This window comes from Ruegeria sp. AF1 (assembly GCF_056542125.1).
Genome location: NZ_JBQFZG010000006.1, coordinates 41,887 through 66,372, shown reverse-complemented (window position 1 = coordinate 66,372; position 24,486 = coordinate 41,887). Strand labels below are relative to the sequence as shown.

At 57.1% G+C, this 24,486-nt stretch carries 20 protein-coding genes and 2 tRNA genes; 13 read left to right on the top strand and 9 right to left on the bottom strand.

Features of this window, described 5'->3' with window-relative positions; genetic code table 11:
- Position 1 precedes the first annotated feature (1 nt).
- Positions 2–76: transfer RNA gene (locus ACR0BK_RS10690), tRNA-Glu, on the top strand.
- A gap of 26 nt (positions 77–102) precedes the next feature.
- Positions 103–177: transfer RNA gene (locus ACR0BK_RS10685), tRNA-Glu, on the top strand.
- Positions 178–242: 65 nt separating this feature from the next.
- Here ACR0BK_RS10685 and ACR0BK_RS10680 read toward each other — a convergent pair.
- The gene (locus ACR0BK_RS10680; protein ID WP_480554625.1) at positions 243–1,025 is read right to left on the bottom strand and encodes a DeoR/GlpR family DNA-binding transcription regulator; all 783 of its coding nucleotides are present in this window, start codon (positions 1,023–1,025) and stop codon (positions 243–245) included.
- Between the two features lie 475 nt (positions 1,026–1,500).
- Between ACR0BK_RS10680 and ACR0BK_RS10675 the strand changes: the two genes are divergently transcribed.
- The 8 genes from ACR0BK_RS10675 to ACR0BK_RS10640 all read left to right on the top strand — a co-directional run bounded on the left by ACR0BK_RS10675 (position 1,501) and on the right by ACR0BK_RS10640 (position 9,042).
- Entirely contained in the window at positions 1,501–3,240 is a 1,740-nt protein-coding gene (locus ACR0BK_RS10675; protein WP_480476378.1) for an ABC transporter substrate-binding protein, read from the top strand.
- Positions 3,241–3,302: 62 nt separating this feature from the next.
- The gene (locus tag ACR0BK_RS10670; RefSeq protein WP_480476376.1) at positions 3,303–4,352 is read left to right on the top strand and encodes an ABC transporter ATP-binding protein; all 1,050 of its coding nucleotides are present in this window, start codon (positions 3,303–3,305) and stop codon (positions 4,350–4,352) included.
- 1 nt (position 4,353) lies between these two features.
- The gene (locus ACR0BK_RS10665) at positions 4,354–5,430 is read left to right on the top strand and encodes an ABC transporter ATP-binding protein (RefSeq protein WP_480554623.1); all 1,077 of its coding nucleotides are present in this window, start codon (positions 4,354–4,356) and stop codon (positions 5,428–5,430) included.
- Positions 5,427–6,290, top strand: coding sequence for a carbohydrate ABC transporter permease (locus tag ACR0BK_RS10660; RefSeq protein WP_480493503.1), 864 nt, complete (start codon positions 5,427–5,429; stop codon positions 6,288–6,290). The genes ACR0BK_RS10665 and ACR0BK_RS10660 overlap by 4 nt, the downstream gene beginning before the upstream one ends.
- A complete protein-coding gene (locus ACR0BK_RS10655; protein ID WP_155139158.1) occupies positions 6,287–7,084 on the top strand; it encodes a carbohydrate ABC transporter permease in 798 nt (265 codons plus the stop codon). The genes ACR0BK_RS10660 and ACR0BK_RS10655 overlap by 4 nt, the downstream gene beginning before the upstream one ends.
- An 8-nt stretch (positions 7,085–7,092) precedes the next feature.
- Positions 7,093–7,497 (top strand): DUF2160 domain-containing protein, encoded by a 405-nt coding sequence (locus ACR0BK_RS10650; protein WP_480554622.1) that lies wholly within the window; start codon positions 7,093–7,095, stop codon positions 7,495–7,497.
- A 65-nt stretch (positions 7,498–7,562) separates the two neighbouring features.
- On the top strand, positions 7,563–7,958 hold the full coding sequence (locus ACR0BK_RS10645; RefSeq protein WP_480476368.1) for a BlaI/MecI/CopY family transcriptional regulator: 396 nt from the start codon (positions 7,563–7,565) through the stop codon (positions 7,956–7,958).
- A complete protein-coding gene (locus ACR0BK_RS10640) occupies positions 7,945–9,042 on the top strand; it encodes a M56 family metallopeptidase (RefSeq protein WP_480554620.1) in 1,098 nt (365 codons plus the stop codon). Before ACR0BK_RS10645 ends, ACR0BK_RS10640 begins: the two co-directional genes overlap by 14 nt.
- A 9-nt stretch (positions 9,043–9,051) precedes the next feature.
- Here the strand turns inward: ACR0BK_RS10640 and ACR0BK_RS10635 are convergent, their stop codons facing one another.
- From ACR0BK_RS10635 to xylF, 5 genes are all read right to left on the bottom strand, one after another.
- Positions 9,052–10,503: an MATE family efflux transporter gene (locus ACR0BK_RS10635; protein ID WP_480554619.1), complete on the bottom strand. Its 1,452-nt coding sequence runs from the start codon at positions 10,501–10,503 to the stop codon at positions 9,052–9,054.
- A 101-nt stretch (positions 10,504–10,604) separates the two neighbouring features.
- Positions 10,605–11,912 carry a xylose isomerase gene (gene xylA / locus ACR0BK_RS10630; protein WP_480554618.1) on the bottom strand — a complete coding sequence of 436 codons (1,308 nt, stop codon included), beginning with the start codon at positions 11,910–11,912 and terminating at the stop codon, positions 10,605–10,607.
- A gap of 10 nt (positions 11,913–11,922) precedes the next feature.
- Positions 11,923–12,720 carry an ATP-binding cassette domain-containing protein gene (locus tag ACR0BK_RS10625; RefSeq protein ID WP_209504341.1) on the bottom strand — a complete coding sequence of 266 codons (798 nt, stop codon included), beginning with the start codon at positions 12,718–12,720 and terminating at the stop codon, positions 11,923–11,925.
- Positions 12,720–14,018, bottom strand: coding sequence for a sugar ABC transporter permease (locus ACR0BK_RS10620; protein ID WP_267364641.1), 1,299 nt, complete (start codon positions 14,016–14,018; stop codon positions 12,720–12,722). The genes ACR0BK_RS10625 and ACR0BK_RS10620 overlap by 1 nt, the downstream gene beginning before the upstream one ends.
- A gap of 76 nt (positions 14,019–14,094) precedes the next feature.
- Complete coding sequence (gene xylF, locus ACR0BK_RS10615; RefSeq protein ID WP_267364640.1) at positions 14,095–15,114, bottom strand: D-xylose ABC transporter substrate-binding protein; 1,020 nt, start codon at positions 15,112–15,114, stop codon at positions 14,095–14,097.
- 152 nt (positions 15,115–15,266) lie between these two features.
- On the opposite strand from xylF, the gene ACR0BK_RS10610 reads away from it, so the two are divergent.
- Complete coding sequence (locus tag ACR0BK_RS10610) at positions 15,267–16,484, top strand: ROK family transcriptional regulator (protein ID WP_480554616.1); 1,218 nt, start codon at positions 15,267–15,269, stop codon at positions 16,482–16,484.
- Complete coding sequence (locus tag ACR0BK_RS10605) at positions 16,474–17,985, top strand: CRTAC1 family protein (RefSeq protein WP_480554614.1); 1,512 nt, start codon at positions 16,474–16,476, stop codon at positions 17,983–17,985. The genes ACR0BK_RS10610 and ACR0BK_RS10605 overlap by 11 nt, the downstream gene beginning before the upstream one ends.
- On the opposite strand, the gene ACR0BK_RS10600 is transcribed toward ACR0BK_RS10605, so the two are convergent.
- The 3 genes from ACR0BK_RS10600 to xylB are packed head-to-tail and all read right to left on the bottom strand — an operon-like array spanning position 17,986 to position 21,685.
- The gene (locus ACR0BK_RS10600) at positions 17,986–19,284 is read right to left on the bottom strand and encodes a cytochrome-c peroxidase (protein WP_480554613.1); all 1,299 of its coding nucleotides are present in this window, start codon (positions 19,282–19,284) and stop codon (positions 17,986–17,988) included. It abuts the gene before it with no gap.
- A complete protein-coding gene (locus ACR0BK_RS10595; protein ID WP_480476350.1) occupies positions 19,281–20,228 on the bottom strand; it encodes an aldose epimerase family protein in 948 nt (315 codons plus the stop codon). The genes ACR0BK_RS10600 and ACR0BK_RS10595 overlap by 4 nt, the downstream gene beginning before the upstream one ends.
- On the bottom strand, positions 20,228–21,685 hold the full coding sequence (xylB, locus tag ACR0BK_RS10590) for a xylulokinase (RefSeq protein ID WP_480554612.1): 1,458 nt from the start codon (positions 21,683–21,685) through the stop codon (positions 20,228–20,230). Before xylB ends, ACR0BK_RS10595 begins: the two co-directional genes overlap by 1 nt.
- Before the next feature lie 341 nt (positions 21,686–22,026).
- On the opposite strand from xylB, the gene ACR0BK_RS10585 reads away from it, so the two are divergent.
- Complete coding sequence (locus tag ACR0BK_RS10585) at positions 22,027–24,456, top strand: GcvT family protein (RefSeq protein WP_480554611.1); 2,430 nt, start codon at positions 22,027–22,029, stop codon at positions 24,454–24,456.
- The last annotated feature ends 30 nt before the right edge of the window (positions 24,457–24,486 follow it).

Genomic DNA, 24,486 nt, shown 5'->3' with positions numbered 1-24,486 from the left:
TGGCCCGTTCGTCTATCGGTTAGGACGCCAGGTTTTCAACCTGGAAAGAGGGGTTCGATTCCCCTACGGGCTGCCATTTGCGCTTGTGACCTGATACCAAGTGGCCCGTTCGTCTATCGGTTAGGACGCCAGGTTTTCAACCTGGAAAGAGGGGTTCGATTCCCCTACGGGCTGCCACTCTTCCTTAGATTCTTCCATCCCAATGCAGCAAGACCATCCGGGCTGCGCCTTAAAACAGCAACCTAGCTGTCATCAGCGATCTGAATTTCGATGCCCCAACGGTCAAGGAATCTGGCCACCCCACCTTTTGGCACAGCATCCGTGACCAGCGAATGCACCAGCCGAGGATCCGGCCCCACATAAGGTGCCCTTTCACCAAACTTGGAATGCGCTGCAGCCATAACAACCTGGTCCGCACACCTGACCACCACCGATGCAAGATCCGCTTCGGCCGCGCTTTGATACAGAAACCCTTTGCTGTCTGAAATCGCATCCGTGCTCAGGATCACGATGTCAAAGGCATAGCGTTGCAGCTGCTTATGGGTGACGTGACCAAAGGTACCCCTTTCATCGATCTGCAACTCACCCCCCAAAAGGTGCACCCGGTTTCCGTTGACCCCGGCCAAGGTCTGCACGACGCCGATGGAGTTGCTGACAACCGTGAGGTTACTGACCTGGCGCAGTTCTTCGGCGACAAAGGCAGTCGTCGATCCCACATCCAGGAAAACGGTCATCTGATCGCGAACCAGTTTCGCGGTATGCCCGGCGATCAAACGCTTTTCATCCGCGTCTTGCGAAATCCGGTGAAAGAAGTTGGGGGCGCCCTGCACTCCGGCAAGATAGGCACCGCCATGAACGCGCTCGACCGTACCCGCCTTTGACAAGGCTTTGATCGTTCGGCGCACCGTCTCTTCGGAGACGCCGAGCATATTCGCCAAATCTGAATTCCGGGCCGTTCCACCCAAACGTCTTAGGGCATCAAGCAATTCCAGCTCACGATGGGTGTTGAGGGTATTCTTCTTCACGAACCGGCTCCGGAAATTTTCTTTATATGGACACGGAATACCGTGAACGGCAAGGCAGTGCCACATCCGCATTGCCACATCCGGCCTTTTTTCGGACCGGATTGGTGCTATGTGAGCACTGAGTTTTAGCAATAATGATCTGGGAAGCTGGTTTGCCTGACTTCCCACTCAGTGCCGGATCAGTGTCGGTGCCTCACGAAACACGAGTGCAATTCTGCGCGCCAGCCGTCATTGCAAGCCCGCATTGAGTCACGGTGGATTTCCCTATTTACCCCGCTTGAACTCAATAGATTTTCACAAGCAAAATTAGTTGTTTACAATCAATCTCTGCACTGGAAGGACGCTCGAATCACCTGTCTTCTGAATGCCTGAACGTCAATTACTAAAAATTTAGTTTGACACATACGCAAAAAATCGCTGATGCTGTTCTGCATCCGGTTCCCGCCGGAGAACCATAATTTTTGGGAGGAGACAGATGCGGAGACATCTACTTTCCGCAGTGGCGGCGGCTGCCGTCATTGCGGGGCACGGGTCCGCTTGGGCCGACGAAGCCGCAGCACAACGTTGGATCGACGACGAATTCCAGCCATCGACCTTGTCGAAAGACGAACAGATGGCCGAGATGCAATGGTTTATCCAAGCTGCACAGCCCTACGCTGGCATGGAAATCAACGTCCTGTCCGAAGGTATTCCGACGCATTCCTACGAGTCGGAGGTTCTGACCAAGGCTTTTGAAGAAATCACCGGCATCAAGGTCAATCACCAGATCCTTGGCGAAGGCGAAGTGGTCCAGGCTGTTCAGACCCAGATGCAGACAGGTCGGAACCTGTATGACGGCTATGTCAACGACAGTGACCTGATTGGTACCCACTCGCGCCTGCAACTGGCCTATCCGCTGACCGACATGATGGGCGGCGACTGGGCGGCGACAACCTCGCCGACAATCGATCTGGATGACTTCATGGGCATTCAGTTCACCACCGGGCCGGACGGCAAGCTGTATCAGCTTCCCGACCAGCAGTTTGCGAACCTTTACTGGTTCCGCAAGGACTGGTTCGATGACGAGGCCAACAAGGCCGCGTTCAAAGAGAAATACGGCTATGATCTGGGCGTTCCGGTCAACTGGTCGGCCTATGAAGACATCGCCGAGTTCTTCACCAATGACGTGAAAGAAGTCGACGGCGTGGCGATCTACGGCCACATGGATTACGGCAAGCGCGCGCCTGACCTTGGCTGGCGCATGACCGACGCCTGGCTTTCGATGGCCGGTGCCGGTGACAAGGGCGAGCCGAACGGTATTCCGGTTGACGAATGGGGCATCCGCATGGAAGCGGGCACCTGTAACCCGGTCGGCGCCTCGGTGTCGCGCGGTGGTGCTGCAAATGGCCCCGCTGCGGTCTATGCGATCCGCAAATGGGACGAATGGCTGCGGGCCTACGCGCCTCCAGGTGCGGCGTCTTACGACTTCTATCAGTCGCTGCCGGCACTGAGCCAGGGCAACGTGGCCCAGCAGATTTTCTGGTACACCGCCTTTACCGCCGACATGGTGAAGCCGAAGTCCGAAGGCAACAACACCGTGGATGACGAAGGCACGCCGCTGTGGCGGATGGCGCCCAGCCCCCACGGCCCCTACTGGGAAGAAGGCCAGAAGGTTGGCTACCAGGACGTGGGTTCCTGGACGTTCCTGAAATCAACCCCCTCGGATCGTGCGCAGGCAGCCTGGCTTTATGCCCAGTTCGTTACGTCCAAGACTGTTGATGTGAAGAAGTCCCATGTGGGTCTGACCTTCATCCGCGACAGCTCGGTCAACCACGAGTCGTTCACGGAACGTGCATCCAAGCTGGGTGGTCTGGTCGAATTCTATCGCTCGCCTGACCGCGTGGCATGGTCGCCGACCGGCATCAACGTACCGGACTATCCAAAGCTGGCCCAGATCTGGTGGCAGCAGATCGGTGACGTGAACTCGGGCGCCTTCACCCCGCAAGAGGCGATGGACCGTCTGGCCGAAGAGATGGACATCACCATGGCCCGTATGCAGGCCGCGGATGAAAGCGCCGGTGTCTACGGTGGCTGTGGCCCGCGTTTGAATGAACCGCAGGATGACGCATTCTGGCTGGAAAAAGCGGGTTCGCCCAAGGCCAAGCTGGAAAACGAAAAGCCGCAGGGCCAGACCGTCAACTATGACGAACTGGTTAAGCGCTGGCAGTCCCAGTAAAAGCAACATCGTAGGCCGGGCTTAAGCCCGGCCTACCCCTGAATGCCCCGCGAGTTTCCCAGATGATCGAACTTCAAGACGCGACCAAACGGGTCGGCAACGTCATCCATATCAAGCCAACAAACCTGACGCTGCAAACCGGCCATTTCAACGTGCTATTGGGCGCGACAGGTTCCGGAAAAACGTCACTGATCAAGATGATGGCCGGGTTGGACCCGATCGCCTCGGGCAAGGTTCTGATGGACGGGCAGGACGTGACACGGTTGAACACGCAAAAGCGGCAGATCAGCCTGGTGCACCAGTTCTTCGTGAACTACCCACATATGACCGTATTCGACAATATCGCCTCGCCTCTGCGCGTGGCTGGCATGGCCAAGTCCGAAATCGATGGCCGCGTGGAAGAGGCCGCCGATCTGCTGCAATTGCGCCCCATGCTCCACCGCCGCCCACACGAGCTGTCGGGCGGGCAACAACAGCGAACCGCGCTGGCGCGTGCCATTGCAAAAGAAAGCCGCGCCGTCTTCCTTGATGAGCCGCTGGCGAATCTTGATTATAAACTGCGCGAAGAGTTGCGCGAACAACTGCCCGACCTGTTCGCTGGTCGCGGGGCCGTCGTTGTCTACGCCACCTCGGAGCCTGAAGAGGCATTGCTGCTGGGGGGCTACACCGCGCTGATGGAAGACGGCCGCGTGACCCAATTCGGCCCAACCACCGACATCTACCGTAATCCGGAAAACATTGCCGCGGCGCGTGTATTCTCGGACCCGCCTATCAATGTGGCTCGTATCACCGTTGCCAGCGCCCGAGCGCAATTGGCAGGCAATGTCGGCTGGGCTGTCTCGGACATGGCCGATGGGGAATATATGGTCGCCGTGCGCCCTCATCGCGTGACGCCATTTCGTACGTCTGACGCCGACGTCGAACTGACCGGACGTGTGATCGTGACCGAACTGTCAGGTTCGGATTCCAGCGCGCATTTCCAACATGGTGATGAAGCCTGGGTTTCACTCGCCGCCGGTGTGCATCCCTATCAGGTCGGCGAAGATCACAGTTTCTATATGAACCCGGCGCATTGCCGGTACTTCAGCCAAGACGGCAAAAGGGTGGCCTGACATGGCACAGATCAAGCTTTCAAACCTCCGACACAGCTATTTGCCATCGCCAAAAGGCCCCGAGGACTATGCGCTGAAGGAAATCGACGTCACGTGGCGCGATGGCGGGGCCTATGCGCTGTTGGGGCCATCAGGTTGTGGCAAGTCCACGCTGCTGAACATCATATCCGGTCTTCTTACCCCCTCGGAAGGCCGGATACTGTTCGATGATCAAGACGTCACAGCCCTGCCCCCGGACCAACGCAACATCGCGCAGGTTTTCCAATTTCCGGTGATCTACGACACGATGACCGTGGGCGAGAACCTGGCCTTCCCGTTGAAGAACCGGGGTGTTGATCCCGCGACAATCAAGCGCCGTGTTCTGGAAATCGCCGCGATGCTGGATGTTACGGATATGCTGAACACCCGCGCATCGGGCCTGAGCCCGGACAACAAACAGAAGATCTCGATGGGTCGCGGTCTTGTTCGCGACGACGTGAATGCGGTGATGTTCGATGAACCGCTGACCGTGATCGACCCGCACCTGAAATGGAAACTGCGATCCAAGTTGAAAGAGCTGCACCAGCGCGTGCAGGCCACAATGATCTACGTGACACACGACCAGACCGAGGCGCTGACCTTCGCCGACGAAGTGGTGGTAATGCAAGACGGTGAAGTGGTTCAGATCGGAACGCCTGTCGAATTGTTTGAACGGCCGCAGCACACATTTGTCGGCCATTTCATCGGCTCGCCGGGTATGAATGTCCTTCCGTGTGAAGCCAAAGGCGACCGCGCCGTATTTGAAGGGCACGAGGTCATGCTGGAAGGTTCCACACACGGTGACGGCGGCCGCACCGATTTAGGTATCCGCCCGGAATATGTAGGTTTCGGCGACACTGGCATTCCGGCACATGTGACCAAGGTCGCCGATATCGGCCGCCACTATGTGGTCAGCGCCGTGGTCGGCAACACCGCCCTCAAGGTCGTGACCGAACACAGTGTACCGGAACCGGGATCACAGGTCTTTTTGCAATTCAAACCCGAACAATCCCGCGTCTACCGCGACGGCTGGATCGCAACTCAGGAGCGGGTGCAATGAGAACGGAAAACCAAAAGGCGTGGTTCTTTGTCCTGCCCGTACTTGCGCTGGTAGCGTTCAACGCGCTGGTGCCTATGATGACGGTGGTCAACTACTCGGTGCAGGAAACCTTCGGCAACAACCAGTTCTTCTGGGAAGGACTGGGCTGGTTCGAACAGATCCTGCGATCCGACCGTTTTCAGGCAGCACTTGGACGGCAGTTTCTGTTCACCTTCCTGATCCTAATCATCGAGGTACCGCTGGGCATCATCGTCGCCCTGTCGATGCCGCGCAAAGGCTTTTGGGTGCCTGTCTGTCTGGTGCTGATGGCCTTGCCGATGCTGATCCCTTGGAACGTTGTAGGGTCGATGTGGAACATCTTCACCCTGCCCAAGATTGGATTGCTGGGATATTTCCTGAATGACGTGCTAGGCATCAACTATGACATGACGCAACAGCCGCTTTCGGCCTGGATAACCGTCATCGTCATGGATGTGTGGCACTGGACGTCGCTGGTCGTGCTGCTGTGCTATGCGGGCCTCGTATCAATCCCCGACGCCTATTATCAGGCCGCCAAAATCGACGGCGCCAGCCCGTGGTCGGTGTTCCGCTATATCCAGCTGCCAAAGATGAAGACGGTTCTGACCATCGCGGTTCTGCTGCGGTTCATGGACAGCTTCAATATCTATACCGAGCCTTTTGTTCTAACTGGGGGCGGTCCCGGCAACTCGACCACCCTGCTGTCGATTGACCTTGTGAAGATCGCGCTGGGGCAGTTCGACCTTGGCCCGGCGGCAGCGATGAGCCTGATTTATTTCGCCATCACGCTGCTGGTGTCGTGGCTCTTCTACACTCTGATGACAAAGGACGACGCAGAATGAAAAAGCGGTCCATCATCCCGATCCTCTATATCGCGTTCCTGATGCTGCCGATCTATTGGCTGGTGGCGATGTCCTTCAAGACCACGAACGAGATCCTGTCGGGCTTTTCCTTGTTTCCCCAGACTTTTACGCTGGAAAACTATATCACCATCTTCACTGACCCGACGTGGTACTGGGGTTACATCAACTCGATTACCTATGTGACTCTGAACACAGTGCTTTCCGTCTGCGTTGCCCTGCCTGCGGCTTATGCGTTCTCACGCTATCGGTTCCTCGGCGACAAGCAGCTGTTCTTCTGGCTGTTGACCAACCGCATGGCCCCGGCGGCCGTGTTCGCCCTGCCATTCTTCCAGCTATATTCGTCGATCCACCTTTTCGACACCTATCTGGCCGTGGCTTTGGCCCATACGCTGTTCAACGTGCCGCTGGCGGTGTGGATTCTGGAAGGGTTCATGCGTGGTATCCCAAAGGAGCTCGATGAAACCGCATATGTGGATGGATATTCGTTCCCGCGCTTCTTCGTGACAATCTTCCTGCCCAACATCAAGGCAGGTGTCGGTGTCGCGGCGTTCTTCTGCTTCATGTTCTCATGGGTTGAAATGCTGCTGGCTAAGACCCTGACAGCGGTTGAAGCCAAACCCATCGCTGCCGTGATGACCCGCACAGCATCCAGTGCCGGGTACGAATTGGGTCTGCTGGCCGCCGCGGGCACCCTGACCATCATCCCCGGTGCCATCGTCATCTGGTTTGTTCGCAACTACATCGCGCGTGGCTTCGCGATGGGACGTGTGTGAGGTTCGACATGCGAAAACTGCTTCTCACCCTCCCCTTCCTGCCCTCAGCAGCCTTTGCCCAGGCCAAGGCCGGATGGAGCAATGTCGGACAGGAGGCCGAAAAAGGGTTCTCGTGGACGGACCCCTTGTGGCCTGATTTCTGGATGGCATGGACACCTGCCACGCTGGCCGTGTTTGTCGGCATCTTCTCGGCCATAGCATGCATTGGCTTGCTGGAAGGCTTCAAATTCCGCGACGGGATTGAACGACGCGGGGTTCTGGGGCTGACAACCACGCTAGGGGATCGCCTGTTCATTACCCTTCTGGGGTCCGCGTACATTTTCCTGGCGTGGCTTGGATTGGTCGGGCAACCGGTCTGGACACCGCTATTCCTGTCGATTGGCTGGGGCGTTTTTGTGTTCTGGAAAGTTTAGACTTTGAGAAATCGCGAAAGGATGCTTGTCTGTCAGGCATAATAACCATGACGACACCGAGACCGATGCGAAAGAAAAAGACGACAAATCTGCTGACCGAGGTCGAACTGGAGTTCATGAACGAGCTCTGGGCCCTCGGGCAAGGCTCGGTGCGTGATGTCCTGGACCGCCTGCCGTCAGAACGCAACCTGGCCTATACATCCGGGGCCACGATCCTGCGCATTCTGGACGAGAAGGGTTTTGTGGAAAGCCAAAAGTCGGGAAAAACCCTGATCTATACGCCGCTTCTGGAAAAGGACAGATATCAGGCCCGTTCGCTGCAAAATCTGTCGCGCACGCTTTTTGACGACACCCCCGCCACACTGGTGGCGCGGCTGGTCGACGACGCGGGGCTGAGCGAAGCCGACCTGGAGGAAATTCGAGCACTGGTAGAGAGGAGACTGCAAAATGACAGCGGTTAGACCGGTTCTCGACGCATTCATCGAACTCAACATCGTGCTGGCCTTTTCGGCGGTCATCTGGCTGATGACCCGCACGGCCCTAAGCCGCACCGCACTGCGCAATGGCTATGTTGTACAGTTGCGGGCCCTCAAGACCCTGTGCATCTGCGTCCTTGCCAGCCCGTTTCTGGCGGTTTGCGTGTCGTCGCTGACGACCTACGCTTGGCCGGGCAGTGCCGTGGCCCTTGGTGATATCGCTGTTGCGGCCTATCTGCGCGGTGACATCGCAATGCCTGCGACGCAGTTTGAAGCACTGCTGAACACTCGCGAAAGGTGGGTAGATCTTGCATTGTCGGGACAGCAACCTGTGATCACCCTCGTTGCCGCCATACTTGCCTGTGTCGCTGCCGTGTACGCCGCGCGTGCCTTGCGGGACGCAATGGCGATCCGTCAGACTGTCAATTCAAGTTTTCTTTGGCGGCGGTCTGCCAAGGTGGATATTCGCCTGTCCGATCGCATCACCGTGCCGTTCGCCGTGCGCGGACTTCGCCGCCGCCACGTCGTTCTGCCTAGCCATTTGCTGGACACCCCGCGAGAGTTGCGTTTTGCGCTCGCTCACGAGTTTCAGCATATCCGTACTGGTGATGTGGAATGGGAACTGGGGTTTGAGCTGCTGCGTCCGCTTTTGTTCTGGAACCCTGCCTACCTGATGCTCAAGTATCAATTCGGCCGGCTGCGCGAGTTGGCCTGTGACCAGTCGGTTGTTGCGCGCAAACGGATTGATGCGCGGGAATACACGGCGTGCCTGCTGGACTATTGCGCCCGGACAATCTCAACCAACAGCCCACGCGTTCTGAATGTTGCTTTTGTGACAGGCGGCAAGGCAAAGCGCGTACTGCGGCAACGTGTAATCGCACTGACCGATGTTCAGCCTTCGGTACCCGCCTTGCCGGCATTGTTCCTCGGCATGACGCTGATCTTTGGCGCCCTTTTGGCTCTGGGGTCGGCCTCAATCCAGCAGACACGGGATTGGAGCCATGACCGCCTGATGCTGTCAACGGTGGTCAACTTGGAACGACTGGAGGCGCGCAATCAGGGGAACTGACCTGATCGCTTACCAGCCGCGACGCCCGAACAGCGAGTGAAGTCGCCCCTGATCGGTAAAAGGCTCGGGCGATTGCACGCGTTCCAGCCGCGCAACAACGCGCGCGACAAGAACCCATCCTATGACAGCAAAGATGACGCCCCCAAAAGCCTGCCCCAACAGAACGCCCGACGCCCCGGCGATTTGTGAGCCAATTGTGGCAAACACCCATGTGCCAATGGTGTGACGACCCCAGTTTATCCACGTGGAATAGACCGGATGGCCTAGATTGTTGAAACTGGCATTTGTCACAAAAATCACACCGTTGAAGAAAGAAGCCAATGCCAGCGGGCCACAGAACAAGTAAATTAGTACGCGCGTTTCCCCCTGGGCTGCGAACAAATTTGCAATTGGGGACCGCAGCAAAAACAAAATAGCCGACATGCAAAGAACATAGATTGCGGTGAACTTGATCCCGGCCAGAAACGCAGTGCGCACGCGATCAAATTTTTCTGCCCCGAAATTCTGCCCGATGATTGGCCCTATCGCGCCGGACAGCGCAAAGATGACCGAAAACGCCACCGGCAACAGCCGCCCGATCACCGCCATACCCGCAACTGCATCCGTTCCGAACTGCGCGATTTCCCGAACAACGATGGCATTCCCGATCGGCGTGGCGACGTTCGTCAGAACAGCAGGGATTGCGATGGCCCGCACGGGCCGAAAATCCTGTGCCACCTGTTTCATCGATGGGCGTGCAAACCCCTGATGCACCCGCAGCGCGGGCCATAAGGCTGCGCCCAACATACATAGCCGCGCCAGAACTGAGGCTATCGCGGCCCCATCCAACCCCAGTCCAACGGCAAATATCAAAATCGGGTCAAGAACTGCATTCACAACGCCGCCGTAAATCGTTGCCATCATTGATCGGCGCGCATCGCCGTGGGCGCGCAGCACAGCCATCGCCGCCATCGCAATCGACATCACCCACATAGTCGGCAGAATGATCGACACATAGCGCGTCGCCAGCCGCAAAACCTCGCCCTTTGCGCCAAGCAGCGACAGCAGAAAGCTGACGTTCAGCAGCACCAAAACGGAGGTTACCAACCCGACGATCAGCCCCAGCACGGCGACACTGGACGCGTATTGCCTTGCCTGTTCGACCCGCCCGCCGCCCAACTCACGCGCGACCAGCGCCCCGGCAGAAATCGACAGACCGATATTGATGGCGTTCGTAAAAAACAGCAGCGTCCCGGCATAACCTACCGCTGCGGCCAGCGCGTCGTTGCCCAGCATCGAGATAAAGACCATATCGACAAAATCGACAGCAAAGATCGCCATCAATCCAATGCTCGTGGTCAGCGACATGCGCGTCACATGCAGCATCAGGTTGCCACTTAGAAAGATTGCCTTACCTGATGATTTTTCCACCAATACTCTGGTCGTCCCATCTGCGCGACCCAGACGGGCCCATGATGCCACTGCGTTCGACAAGGGAAAGCCCCGGGCAACGCCTATGTAAACTCACGCGTTTCCGGGGCTTTGTACACCGATTATTTCAGTTCAGGCTGAGCCGACAGGAATCACACAAAGCGGTTCACGTAATTCTCAAGCACTTCCTGACGCCCCGAGCGTGGCTGAGGATTGAGGTCTTCGGCAATCACCCGCGCTGCAATCTCGTCGAGGCCAGAGGTTAGCATCGCCTGAGCTTTAGGCGTTTTCCAGCCTGCATACCGGTCGGCCAGCGCCTGTTCCAGACCACCATCTTCAAGCATCGCAGCTGCCGCTTTCAGGCCCCGGGCACAGATATCCATCCCGCCCACATGCGCAGCGATCAGGTCTTCGGCGTCGATGGATTGCCTGCGAAGTTTAGCGTCGAAGTTGGTGCCACCCGTGGTAAACCCGCCCGCTTTCAGGATGTGGTAATAAGCCAGCGCGACTTCGGGCGTGTTGTTGGGGAACTGATCCGTATCCCACCCGGACTGGTAATCGTTCCGGTTCATGTCGATGGACCCAAGCATACCCTCAGCCGCAGCAACAGCGATCTCATGTTCGAAACTGTGTCCTGCCAGGATTGCGTGCCCTTGTTCCAGGTTCAGCTTGACCTCATCCTCGAGGCCGTACTTGCGCAGGAAACCGATACAGGTTGCCGCATCGAAATCATATTGATGCTTGGACGGCTCCTGCGGTTTGGGTTCGACGAGGATCGTGCCTTTGAAGCCGATCTTGTGCTTGTACTCGACCACCATGTTCAGGAACCGGCCCATATGATCCAGTTCGGCCTTCATGTCGGTATTGAGCAGCGTCTCGTAGCCCTCGCGTCCACCCCAAAGCACATAGTTCTCGCCGCCCAGTTTGTGGGTCGCGTCCAAACAGGATTTCACCGTGGCGGCAGCGAAAGCAAAGACGTCGGGGTCGGGGTTGGTGCTGGCACCCCCCAGCCAGCGACGGTGGCTGAACATGTTGGCCGTTCCCCACAACAGCTTGGTGCCGGATGCCTGCATCTTTTCACCGATATAATCGGTGATCTCATTCAGCGTGCGCAGATTGTCGGCGAAGTTCCCATGCTCAGGGCGGATATCCGCGTCATGCCAGCAGAAATAGGGCTGTCCCAGGATCTGAAACATCTCAAAGGCGATATCGGCCTTCATCTTGGCGCGGCCCATGTCGTCTTGCGGATGCCATGGGCGTTCAAAAGTCGAGCCACCAAACGGATCCCCGCCTTCCCAGGCAAACGAGTGCCACCACGCCACGGCAAAACGCAGGTGATCCTCCATGCGCTTACCCATCACGATCTCGTCCGGGTTGTAGTGACGGAATGCGAGCGGGTTCTTACTGTTCTCGCCCTCGAATTGGACCTGCTCGATCCCCTGAAAGAAACCGCTCGTCATCTCTTTTGCCTCATTCCGTCTTTTCACCGGGCTTCTTGCCCAGAATGATCATCGACAGCAAATCGTCATCCGTGACATCAGCGATGTCGACTGTGCCAACCAGTTGCCCGTTTTTCATGACCGAAGCCCGGTCGCACAACTCCATTACTGCATGCACATCGTGGTCGATCAGGAAAATTCCGATCCCTTGCGCCTTGAGCTGCTGGATCAGGTCCGCCACCATCTGTGTTTCGTGCGGGCCAAGCGCGGCTGTGGGCTCGTCCATGATCAGGATGCGCGCATTGAAATATACCGCACGCGCGATGGCCACCGACTGCCGCTGACCACCGGATAGCGCCGAAACCGGGTCGTTGAACTTCTGAAAGTTCGGGTTCAACTGTGCCATGATCTTGCGGCATTCGGCCTCCATCGCAGCATCGTTGACCAGCCCGAAAGGCGTTACCATTTCCCGCCCCAGGAAAAGGTTCGAACTTGCATCCAGATTGTCCGCCAAGGCCAGCGTCTGATAGATCGTCTCGATATTGTTGGCACGCGCATCGCGGGGGTTGTTGATCTCAACCTTCTTGCCGTCGATCAGGATCTCTCCGTGGTCCTTCTGATAGGCACCCGAAAGCACCTTGATCAGCGTAGATTTACCGGCCCCGTTGTGGCCCAGAAGGCCAACAACCTCGCCCGGGTACAAGTCGACCGAGACACGGTCCACCGCCTTGATGCCGCCGAACGAAATCGAGATATCGCGCATTTCGACAAGCGGAGGCTGGCCGGACCCTCGGCCCGAAGTTTGGTTCTGTGTTTCTTGTGCTTGCATCATTTCGCTCCCAGACGTTTGCGATAGACGATGTCGATATAGACGGCCAAAACCAGAACGGTGCCCACGACGATGTTCTGAAACGGTGCGTCCACGCCAACCATGGCCATGCCCGATTGAAGCGCCTGCATGATCAGCGCGCCAAGGATCGCGCCGTAGATCGTACCGATACCACCGGACAGCGCCGTGCCGCCGATTACGGCCGCAGCAATCACGCGCAGCTCATCCAATGTGCCGATATCGTTCGAGTGGTTGGCCAAGCGGGCCGAAGCCACGACCGCCGACAGCGCACACAGGAACCCCATCAGGGCAAAGATCTTGACGGTCATCATGCGAGTGTTGATGCCCGACAGTTCCGCCGCATCCGGGTTGCCCCCCGTGGCAAAGATATAGCGGCCAAATCGGGTTTTGCGGGCCACAACAGTCAAGGTTACTGCAACAAGGATCAGGATCAGAACCGAGATCGGGATACCATAACCCACAACAAGCCCTTCAGGCATGGTCTCGCCCCGCGCTTCGAACATACGTTCCAGCCTGCGTGTGGGGATCGAGTAACTGTTGACGATCAAGACATAGCCCATAATGGCGATGCCAATGATCCCCGCCAAAGTTGTTTCGGCCCAAACCGGTTTCACAGGGAACCCATGGGCAGCCTTGGAGCGGCGTCCGCTCCACAACGCCCAGACCGCAATAGCGGTGGCGGCAAGGCCGAACAGAAGGCTGACCGTTGTTCCCAACGTCCCGTTGGTTCCGCCAAATATCAAGAACGTGCTGTCCAGCGGGCCGATTGTCTGGCCGTCTGTCATGTACCAGGCGACGTTGCGCCAGACCAGAAAACCGCCAAGCGTCACGATAAAGGCCGGTATGGTCAGATAGCCGACCATCCAACCGTGGAATGCGCCGATCAAGGTTCCGACTGCGAGGCCGACAACAAGTGTGATTGCCCAAGTCGCCGGGTGATTTAAACCTAACCCCAGCACGTTCGGCAGAAGCTCGGTTTGTGTCATCGCCATGACGGCGGATGTGGTCGCCAGCAGCGCGCCGACCGAAAGATCAATGTGGCGCATCACGATAATGAACACCATGCCGCAGGCCATTATCGCGACCGAGACGGTCTGGATCGACAGGTTGAACAGGTTTCTGGGCGTCAGAAAACGGCCATCCGTTACGATGTTGAAGCCGATGCACAGGATGATGAAGGCGCCGATCATGCCCAATAGCCGCATGTCCAGTTCCAGTTGCTGGAACAGGTTGGCCTTTGCTTTTTGGGGTACCGGCTGAGACGAAGTTTCGGTCATATCCGATCTTTCATGTTCAGCTATGGTCTCTGGCCCGGCCTTGCGGGCCAGAGACGTTATGGTTTGGAGACTTGACTTAGTTGCAGGGTGCAGGGCCGTTTTCGACGCCCTGGCACAGGTCTTCCAGCGGAATCCAGCCAGCATCGACCACAACGGACAGGTTGTCTTTGGTGATCGGCACAGGTGCCAGGAAGACTGACGTCATCTCGGTTCCACCTGGCGAAGTCCAGCTGACCGCGCCTTCAACGTCTGCTGCAGCCGTTCCGCCGCTTAGCGCGACTGCGATTTCACCTGCGGCCTTGCCCAGCTCACGTGCGTCTTTCCAGACCGAAACGGTTTGTGTGCCTTTGGCCACCCGGTTCAGCGCCGCATGGTCGCCATCCTGACCTGACACCGGAATGCCGTCCATACCTTGTGCGGTCAGTGCAGCAACAACACCGCCTGCAGTTCCGTCATTTGACGCGACCACAGCATCGACTTTGTTTTCGTTGGCCGTCAGGATCTGTTCCATGTTGCGCTGCGCGTTCGCAGGCAGCCAGCCATCGGTATAGGCTTCGCCGACGATCACAATGTCACCACTGTCAACAGCGCCCTGGATGATCTCCTGTTGGCCACCGCGCAGGAAATCCGCGTTCGGGTCGGTTGGCGAGCCCTTGATCATCACATAGTTGCCCTTGGGCATCGCGTCGAACACCGCGCGCGCCTGCATACGACCGACTTCGACATTGTCAAAGGTCAGGTAGAAGGCCCGATCATCTTCGATCAAACGGTCATAAGCGATGACTGGGATACCTTCGTCGGCCGCTGCCTGAACAGCTGGACCGATGGCCTGGGAATCCTGCGCCAGAATGATCAGCGCATCAACACCCTGGGCGATCAGGCTTTCAATATCCGACAATTGCTTGGCCGACGACGATTGCGCATCTGCCGAAATATACTCGGCACCGCCTGCCTCAAGCGCGGCTTTGATCGCCGCTTCGTCGGTTTTCCAGCGCTCTTCCTGGAAGTTCGACCAGCTGACACCGACCGTGGTTTCTGCAAACGCAACCGTCCCCATCAGGACGGCCACAGCAGAAGCGCTGAGAATTCGTTTCATGATTTCCTCCCGGTTTATCGAGCCATCGCTTCATGATTCGTGGCTCTCACAATTCTGAGTATCATATTTATTTCAGTCAGTAAAATATTTATGCTACCGGAAAGAAGAAAAACCGCTTACGCTTGGGAAATCACCAGATTCGTGAGGGCAGGATGCTGAAAAGCAAGGTTTCTTCAAACGCTACGGATCAACGAAACATCACCCGTTTGCGTGTACTGGAACAAATCCGGTCGACCGGCGCGATATCGCGGATCGACATTGCAAGCGCGCTTGAGACCAGCCCAGCGACAGTGACGGCGGCAACGTCAGATCTGCTTTCAGCTGGTCTGATTCAGGAAATCGAAAGCGAAACACCGTCAAAATCCGCGCGCCGCGGCAGACCACGTGTGCTGCTGAAGCTGCATGGCGGATGTCACCTGATTGCCGGTGTAAAAGTGGCTCGGCACCAGATTTCAGTCATCTTGGTCGATTTTGAAGGCACCGAGATCACCTCTTACACTCATCCGCTGGAGGAGGCCCGGATGGCCCCGGAGGCGTTTGCAAAAAAGATATGCGCGGCGCTGGAACAGGCCTGCGTCTCTGCAAGCGAGTCCCTGACAAACGTCTCCGGCGTCTGCATAGGCATTGCCGGATTGGTCGACGCAGAGCGGAACTTTGTACATTGGTCATCTTCGCTGACAGTGCGCAACGTGGATCTGAGCCCGCTTCTGTCTCAAGTGCTCCCCTGCCCCGCGTTCATCGAGAATGACGCTAATCTGGTTGCAAAGGCCGAACAGCTTTTCGGGCTTGGCAAAGGGTTGAAGAACTTTCTGGTTGTCACGATAGAACACGGCATTGGTCTGGGCATTGTGTTGGATGGCAAGCTATATCGCGGCGAGCGCGGCTGCGGTGCGGAATTCGGGCATGTCAAAGTTCAGCTGGATGGCGCGTTATGTCAGTGCGGGCAGCGCGGATGCCTTGAAGCTTATGTTGGGGAATATGCCCTGATCCGCGAGGCAACCATTGCCAGCCAGGCTACTGACCCGCACACTCTTGCTGATATTCACGCAGCTGCCCAATCCGGTGATGCCCGGTCCATTTCCGTTTTGTCGCGCGCTGGTCAGATGTTTGGAATGGGGCTTTCCAACCTGATCAATCTGTTCGATCCGGAATGTATCATCCTGTCCGGCACCCGAGGCAGCTTTGAATACCTGCATTCCGACGCAGTGATGACCCGCATCAATAACGGTGTTGTCAGCGTTGACGCGCCGCTGCCTGAAATCAACGTAAACCATTGGGGGGATTCAATGTGGGCAAAAGGGGCGGCGGCCTATGGGATCGAACAAGTCTCGATTTTGAAAGTCAGGGAACTGGCGGAAAATGCGAGTTGAACTGACGATCCTGCTAGCGACAGCGTCTGCCGCCTTGGCTGACATCAGCCTGCCACAGTTTCACAGCATCGACGTCCCCAGCCATGTTTACGACGGCGGGTGGGAGCACTTCGTCGGCGGAGGCGTTGCCGTTTTTGACTGCAACGGCGATGATCGGCCCGAGCTGTTTGCCGCAGGAGGAATTAATCCGGCTCAATTGTTTGTCAACACATCAGGACCCAATGTCAGTTTTCGGTCAGAAACGCCAAGCGCACTGTCTCTGACCGGCGTGACCGGCGCTTACCCACTGGATATCGATGGAGACGGGTTTGTGGACCTGGCAGTATTGCGCGTTGGTGAAGACGTTTTGTTGCGTGGCAAACCAAATTGCGCATTCGAACCGTTCACCTCGTTGAATTTCCAGTCTCAGGATCACTGGACCACCGGATTCTCCGCCACTTGGGAAAGCGATCAAACCCTGCCGACACTGGCTTTTGGAACATATGTCGACCGAACCAACCCCGATGGCCCGTTTGAAGCCTGCGGGCCGACGCTTTTGTATCGCCCCGAAGGGGCGGCCTATGGCCCACCTCTCCACTTGGCACCGGGACATTGTTCCTTGTCCATTCTGTTTTCCGACTGGGCGCGCAGCGGGCGCGCGGACCTGCGTGTCAGTAACGACCGCCATTACTATGTGCGCGGCGGGCAAGAGCAGCTTTGGGCTATGGAAGACACGCCACGCCTTTACGCGCCGGAAGATGGGTGGCTGCCCTATTCGATCTGGGGCATGGGGATTGCATCAAGGGATATATCAGGGGACGGCTTCCCGGATGTTTACCTGACCTCGATGGGGGACCAGAAGTTTCAGATCTTTGATCCCACTGCCGAGGGGCCGACATGGCGCGACGCGACTTATGACCGGGGAACAACGGCGCACAGGCCGCATGTTGGTGGCGATGGCCGCCCCTCAACCGGCTGGCATGCGCAGTTCGGCGACGTCAACAACGACGGGCGCGACGACATATTTGTCGCCAAGGGCAATGTCGAACAGATGCCCGATGCAGCGCAAACTGACCCCAACAACCTGTTGCTGCAATCCGCAGATGATCAGTTTTTCGAGGCTGCCTCAGCGGCGGGTGTCGCCTCTATGGGCAAGTCCCGCGGTGGAGCCCTGGCGGACCTGAACGGGGATGGATCGCTTGATCTGGTCGTGGTCAATCGCGGGTCAGCGCTTGAAGTATTTCAGAACGAACAACAACTTGGAAACTGGGTTCAGGTTGATCTTGGCCAGGATCGTTCCAACCGCGCAGCTGTCGGCAGCTTCATCGAGGTCAAAACCACCGACGGAATTCAAACAAGGGAAGTGACCATTGGCGGCGGTCACGCAAGCGGCATCTCAGGGCTTCATCACTTTGGCCTGGGCAACGCGGACGAACTGGCGCTGCGGGTTATCTGGCCAGACGGCACAGTTGGTGATTGGCAGCCCTTCAGAAGCAATCAGGTGCTTCGCATCGACCGCTGATCATTGATCAACAGGCAAACCGCTGGGCACATGCGCAGGCACACCCAGCCGGACTGCCGGGTCTTCCAGTGTGCTGAGGAAACTTAGAATGGCGTTCACCTCGTCATCACTCAGGCTGATTGGGGCCAGTTCATTCGACGCTGCAATCGCCTCGATCAACGTGGGGTCGAGCAAGGCTTTTTGATCTTCCGCGCCCGGAAACTCTGGCAACGCTGCTTTTTCGATCGAGTAGCTGCGCAAAGCTGCGACCGGATCCAGATGATGACGGACAACATCTTCAAGCCGCGCGTAGGCTCCGTTGTGACCATAGGGTGCCGTCAGGGTTACATTACGCAAGGATGGCGTGCGAAATGTGAAGGCGTCATCCGCATTGCCCGTCACACGCAATCGCCCGTCATCGCGAACATGGTTCTCGAACCGGGCGGCTTTTCCCGGCCCGATTTGCGGCATGGCGATAGAATGAAACCCATGATCCGTCTGGAACCAGCCGGAATGGCAGGTGCTGCACCCGACTTTGCCGTAAAAAAGGTCGAGCCCCATTTGCGCCTGCTCGGGCAGCACCTCTTTTCCTTGCAGCGCACGATCAAACAGGCTGTTGTCAGCGCGCCATTCAAAAGCGATGAAATCAGCAATGATATTGGCGATTGCGGTAAAAGTGATCTCTTCTCCGGGCGCGAGCTGGTCAAAGCGTGTCCTGTATTCCGGGATTGCGGCAACACGCGCCGCGATAAGATCCCATGCGCCATCCTTTTGGGTCAGCAAACCAAGACGTACGGCTTTGCTCACTTCGTTTTCCGAATAGTGGCCCGCCATTTCGTCAGCCGACAAGACCGGGAACATCGCTTGCGCGGCCAGTGCAGATTGGAAGCCCGGCCTCATATCTGTGCCCAAGGGCGTTCTGAACCCGTCAGGCTGTGACGGGTCTGCCTCAAGACGCCCGTCATGAAAGAAGGTGGTGAATTCCAGCGCCCCAAGGTTCCACAGCCCCGGTGCATTTCGGGGAATGCGCTGCTCGGGCATGTTTTCCTGATCAAGCCTGCGCGCTGCCCCCAGCCCCACACCGCCTTCACCGATACCCAGAGACAGCGCGTCTGACGTTCCCAGTTTCGGATGATGACAAGTGGCGCAGCTGATGTTTTTGTTCCCCGACAGGATCGGGTCGTAAAACAGCAACTGTCCCAGTTCGACCTTGGCAAGGTCCGGTTCTACAAATTGAGGAAGCGGCCCGAGGTCCTGCGCCTGCGCCGCCGACAGTGTCACGCAAAAGGCCAGAGCATACACCGATATCCCAACTCTCATACCTGATCCCCTGAGATTTCCAACGTCAGAACTTGTTTATAGGGTTTGTCCGGAGAATAGATGACGGACGGAAACAAGGGGTGGTTCACAGCGTCCGTGTAACCGGAAGGCTCAATGCAAAGCCCTGCGCATGGCGTGAAAGGATCAGACAGGTGCGCGGCGGAATAGACCTGCGCGCCGGGCTGATCAGAGTAAACATTCATGCGCAAACCTGACGGTGTTTCAACCGTTGCAACCGGTCGATTTGATTTGCCCGCCTCTTCAAACACGAAGTAGTGGTCAAGGCCACGCCCCTCATCACCGATAACGCGCACGGATGAGAAATCCAGCCCTTGGTTTTCGATCTCATTCACGGCGCCTGTCGGAATGGAGCTGTCGTCCAGTTCCAGTACCCGCTTTGAATTCAGGGCCAACCGGCTGTCAAGAATACCGCTTTGGCGCCCAAGAGTATAGTAATTGTGCTGCGCAATGCTGATCGGCGTAGGCCGGTCCGGCCATGCGGTGATCGTGTAAGTCAGCCGTGGAAAAGCCAGCTTGACATGAATCTCGAACCTGATTTCTCCGGGAAAACCATCATCGCCGTCAGGTGACGTCAAGGAAAGAACCGCACGGTTCGGCTTAGTCTTCCTGATAATCCAGTGGCTGCGCGACAGCCCGAGCGCACCGCCATGCAGCGTGTTTTCCCCCTCATTCGCTGTCAGGCGATAAGCGGCATCCTGCATTTTAAACTTTGCGCCACCGATCCGATTGGCGACGCGACCCACGATTGCACCCAGATAATATGGGTCCGTCAGATATTCCTGCGGGTTTGGATAGCCCAGGATCAAGGGCGTTTCACCGATCCACCAACCTTGTGTGATCGCCCCATAGCTCAGCAGGGAAACCGACATCGCACCATCTTCCAGAACAACCTGTTCGATGGGTAGGGAAGTGACGCCCTTCATCATGGCGCAGACAAGGGGGATAGTGCCGCATAAAACTGGCGGTATCTTTGATATTCAGCCTCATAGGCGTCGAATAACCCCGCGCGCGGCTGAACAATTTCAGAGATTTCTGGCGATGTCATGAGTTCCGCCGGGTCTGCATCTTTTACTGCACAGGCAGCAAGGCGTGCCGCGCCTATGGCGGCTCCGAATTCACTGCCTTTAGGCAAGGCAAGCGGGATGTTCAGAACAGTTGCCAGCGTCTCGACCCAGAAACGGGATCGTGCGCCCCCACCGACGACCATCAGGCTTTCAGGCTTGGTTCCCGTGCTCCTGAGGGCCTCAAGGCAATCTCGCAGCGCGAACGAGACACCTTCCATCACGGACTGTGCAAGATCCTCTGGATCCGACGCAATATCCAGCCCCATAAACGCCCCCCGGATAGCGCTGTCATTATGAGGGGTACGTTCCCCCGACAGATATGGCAGGAACTTGGTCTTCGACGGCCCGGTGACGGTATCCGGCAACGCCGATGCGAGTGCACCAACGGATTGGCCGAGGTTCCGGGACAGCCAGTTCAGACTGTTGGTCGCCGACAGGATGACACCCATTTGAATCCAGTGGTCCGGCACCGCGTGGCAGAAGCAGTGAACCGCCGTTTCCGGTGCGGGCGCGTAACTGTCCTTGGCAACCAGCAGCACACCCGACGTTCCCAGCGATAGAAAACCGCTGCCTTCGGCGATACTTCCTATACCACAGGCAGCCGCGGCGTTGTCGCCTGCCCCGCCCGCAACGACTACGGGTCCGGTCAGGCCCCAGTGCTGCAATATCTCCGCCCTCAGCTCGCCCCCGACGGCGCTGCCTTCGACCAGTTCGGGCATCTGATCCCGGCGCATGTGGCTGAGCTCAAGCGCTGTTTCCGACCATTTCCGACGTCCGACGTCCAACCACGCTGTACCCGCGCTGTCGGACATTTCACTTATGTATTCTCCGGTCAGCCAGAAGCGTAAATAGTCTTTGGGGAGCAAGACTTTGGAGGTTTTTTCAAAAACGTCAGGTTCATGCCTGCGCATCCATTCCAGCTTGGGCGCAGTGAAGCCGGGAAAAACGATGTTTCCGGTGATCGATCGCATCGCGGAAAGCGCATCCAGTTCGGCAGCTTCACGGGCAGACCTTGTGTCGTTCCAAAGGACACAGGGCCTCAATACGCTACCATTTCGGTCCAGAAGCGTTGCGCCATGCATATGCCCGCTCAGACCTATGCCCCGCACTGCCGAAAACGCAGCGCTGTTTTGCCCCTGCAACTGGGCAACGACCTTTTGACACGCTTCAACCCAATCCGCAGGTTCCTGCTCTGACCAGCCCGGATGCGGTGTCGATGTGTTCACGCTCGCTTCGGCCTCGGCAACGACGTCACCGTCTTCACTGACCACAATTCCCCGAAGACCTGACGTCCCCAAATCAAGACCGAGATACACCTGCTCCTCCCATTTGTAAGCCGCAATACTGAGGCAACAGAAACCCAGTTTTGCAAAGGCATCAGGTTTCACTGGCACAGTTTGCGCTAACATCACAAGGTGAAACAAGACAAGGAATATAAAAATGATGTCGTCCTGGACAGCACTGAATGACCCAGACCCAGACAGCGACCAATACGAAGGTGCCCGATAAGAGGTGACCTGAACTAAGCCGCGGGAGAAATTTTTTGCGATTGTCTGGCAACATGTTTCCGTAAAAACTTCGGAATGTTCTCATCTTACTGATTTCGGGCAGGCAGAGCTTCTGACACCATGATCAGTCGCAAGAAGGAAATCGGCGAATGAAATCACATGCCAAAGTAGTTGTCGTTGGCGGCGGATGTGTGGGCGCGTCCATTCTGTACGGTCTGACACAGCACGGCTGTAGCGATGCGGTGATGCTGGAACGGACCACACTGACCTCAGGCTCGACCTGGCATGCCGCCGGTCTGCTGGTCACCTTCGTGCGGTCCCATAACGTGTCGAAGATGACGATGGAAACCATCCGCATCTATTCAGAAGTCGAACAGAAGATGGGTACGTCGGTAGGCTTGCGCAAAGTGGGTCAGCTGCGCGTTGCCAACACCCAGAAACGTTGGGATGAATTCCAGTCATATATCTCGATTGCCGAGGCTGCAGGTGTGCCCTGCAAACTGCTGACGCCCGCGGAAATTGCCGATGTTCATCCCCTTCTGAACCAGTCTGAGCATATTCGCGGCGGTATCCTGCATACCGAGGACGGCTATGTGAACCCGGCCGACATCACCATGGCAATGGCAAAGCTAGCGCGAGATGCGGGCGCCACAGTCTATCAGAACACCGAAGCACAGGCGTATGAAAAGTTGGAAAGCGGTCATTGGAAAGTGACCACCAATCAGGGAGAGATCACGTGCAAGCATTTGGTTTTTGCCACCGGCAATTATGCCCGTGAAAATGCCCGACGCGTTGGGCTGGACCTGCCCTGCATTCCCATCGTTCACCAGTACTGGACCACGGAAACAGTTCCACTGCTCAAGGAACGTCGTGCGCAGGGTTTGCCCGAGTTCCCGATCCTGCGGGATGAGGATTACGGCGCATATCTACGCGAAGATGTCGGCGGCATTCAGTTCGGGCCCTATGAGTTCACCAAGGACCTGAAGCTGTTTGCCGAAGACAGCGTGCCACCTGACTTTGGCGCAGACCTCTTGCCCGAGGATTTCGATGCCGTGGAAACCCAATGGGAACGGGCTATTGAGCGGGTTCCGGTCCTTGGCGAGGTGGGCATCAAGGCCAACACGCGCGGACCCTTCCAAATGACGCCGGACGAATTGCCACTTGCCGGGCCAGCGCCAGGGCACAATAACCTGTGGCTGGCCGAAGGGATGCCCGGCGGCATTCTGTGGGGCGGCACCGTGGGCGAACGGCTGGCCCGTTGGATCGTCGACGGTGATCCGGGCATGGACATGTCGGAACTGGACCCGCGCCGTTTCTCGGACTACGCCTCTAAACGCTGGACCATGGACAAGGTTCGCGAAACCTGGGGCACACATATGAACGCGCATATCCCCGGCGAAGATTTCCCGGACGCGCGCCCAATGAAAACCGTGGGGTCTTACGATCTGCTGACGGCGCATGGCGCAGTCTGGACCAGCTTCAACGGCTATGAATTCCCGCGCTGGTTCGCCAAATCGCAGCAAGAGGCGATCCCTGAACATTCTTTCCGCCGCACCAATCACATGGAACGCGTTCAGGAGGAAGTGCACACCACCCGCGAAGAGGCCGGGTTCATCGAGATGTCGCCAATGACCAAGTTTACTGTACGCGGTCCCGGCGCCGCGCGGTGGCTGGATGGTCTGATGGCAAACAAACTGCCTAAAGTGGGCCGGATGAGCCTGTCGCTGTTGTTGAACGCAAAAGGTGGCATGGATGCGGAATACACAGTTGTCCGCTATGCCGAGAATGATTTCTATCTGGTCTCTACCCCGAATTGGCGCGCCTATAACTGGGATCAGCTGCAACGTCTGCTACCACAAGATCAATCGGTTATCCTTGAAGACGTTTCAGAACAGTTGGGTGTGATCGCTCTGGCGGGTCCCAAGGCGCGCGAGATTTTGCAACCGCTGACCGACAACGATTTGACGAACGCAGCTTTTCCCTGGCTCTCTGCACAAAAAGGTGAAGTTGGTTATGCCAAAGACGTTCACCTGCTTCGGGTATCTTACACAGGCGAGCTGGGCTGGGAACTGCACCATCCGGTCGGGTATAACCGCCATCTTGTCGACCTGCTTTTGAAAGCCGGTGTAAAACCCTTCGGGCTTGAGGCGTTGGAGTCCATGCGCCTTGAAAAATCCTATCGCGCCATCAACCGTGAGATTTGCAAGGACATGACACCATATGAGGCCAGCCTTGATCGGTTTGTCGTCACCGAGGGACGCGAGTTCATCGGAAAAGCGGCGCTGGAGAAGCAGAGATACGAGGGCAATCACAAACGGCTGGTCACGTTGAAACTTCCCTTTGGCGAAACTTCGGTGATGTTCGATGAAGGTGTTTATGCAAACGGTGAACTGATTGGTCGCGTTACATCGGGTGGGTTTTCTTATTATTGCAACCACGACATAGCGATGGCACTTGTACCAAACGATATGACCGCGCCGGGTGCAAGGATGCAGGTGTTGGTCCATAACGAAATGCGCGATGCCGAGGTGATCGATACTTGCGCCGTTGATCCCACCAACGCACGTGCGCGTGCCTGACCCCTGAAGTAAAAAGACTGGATTTGAAAA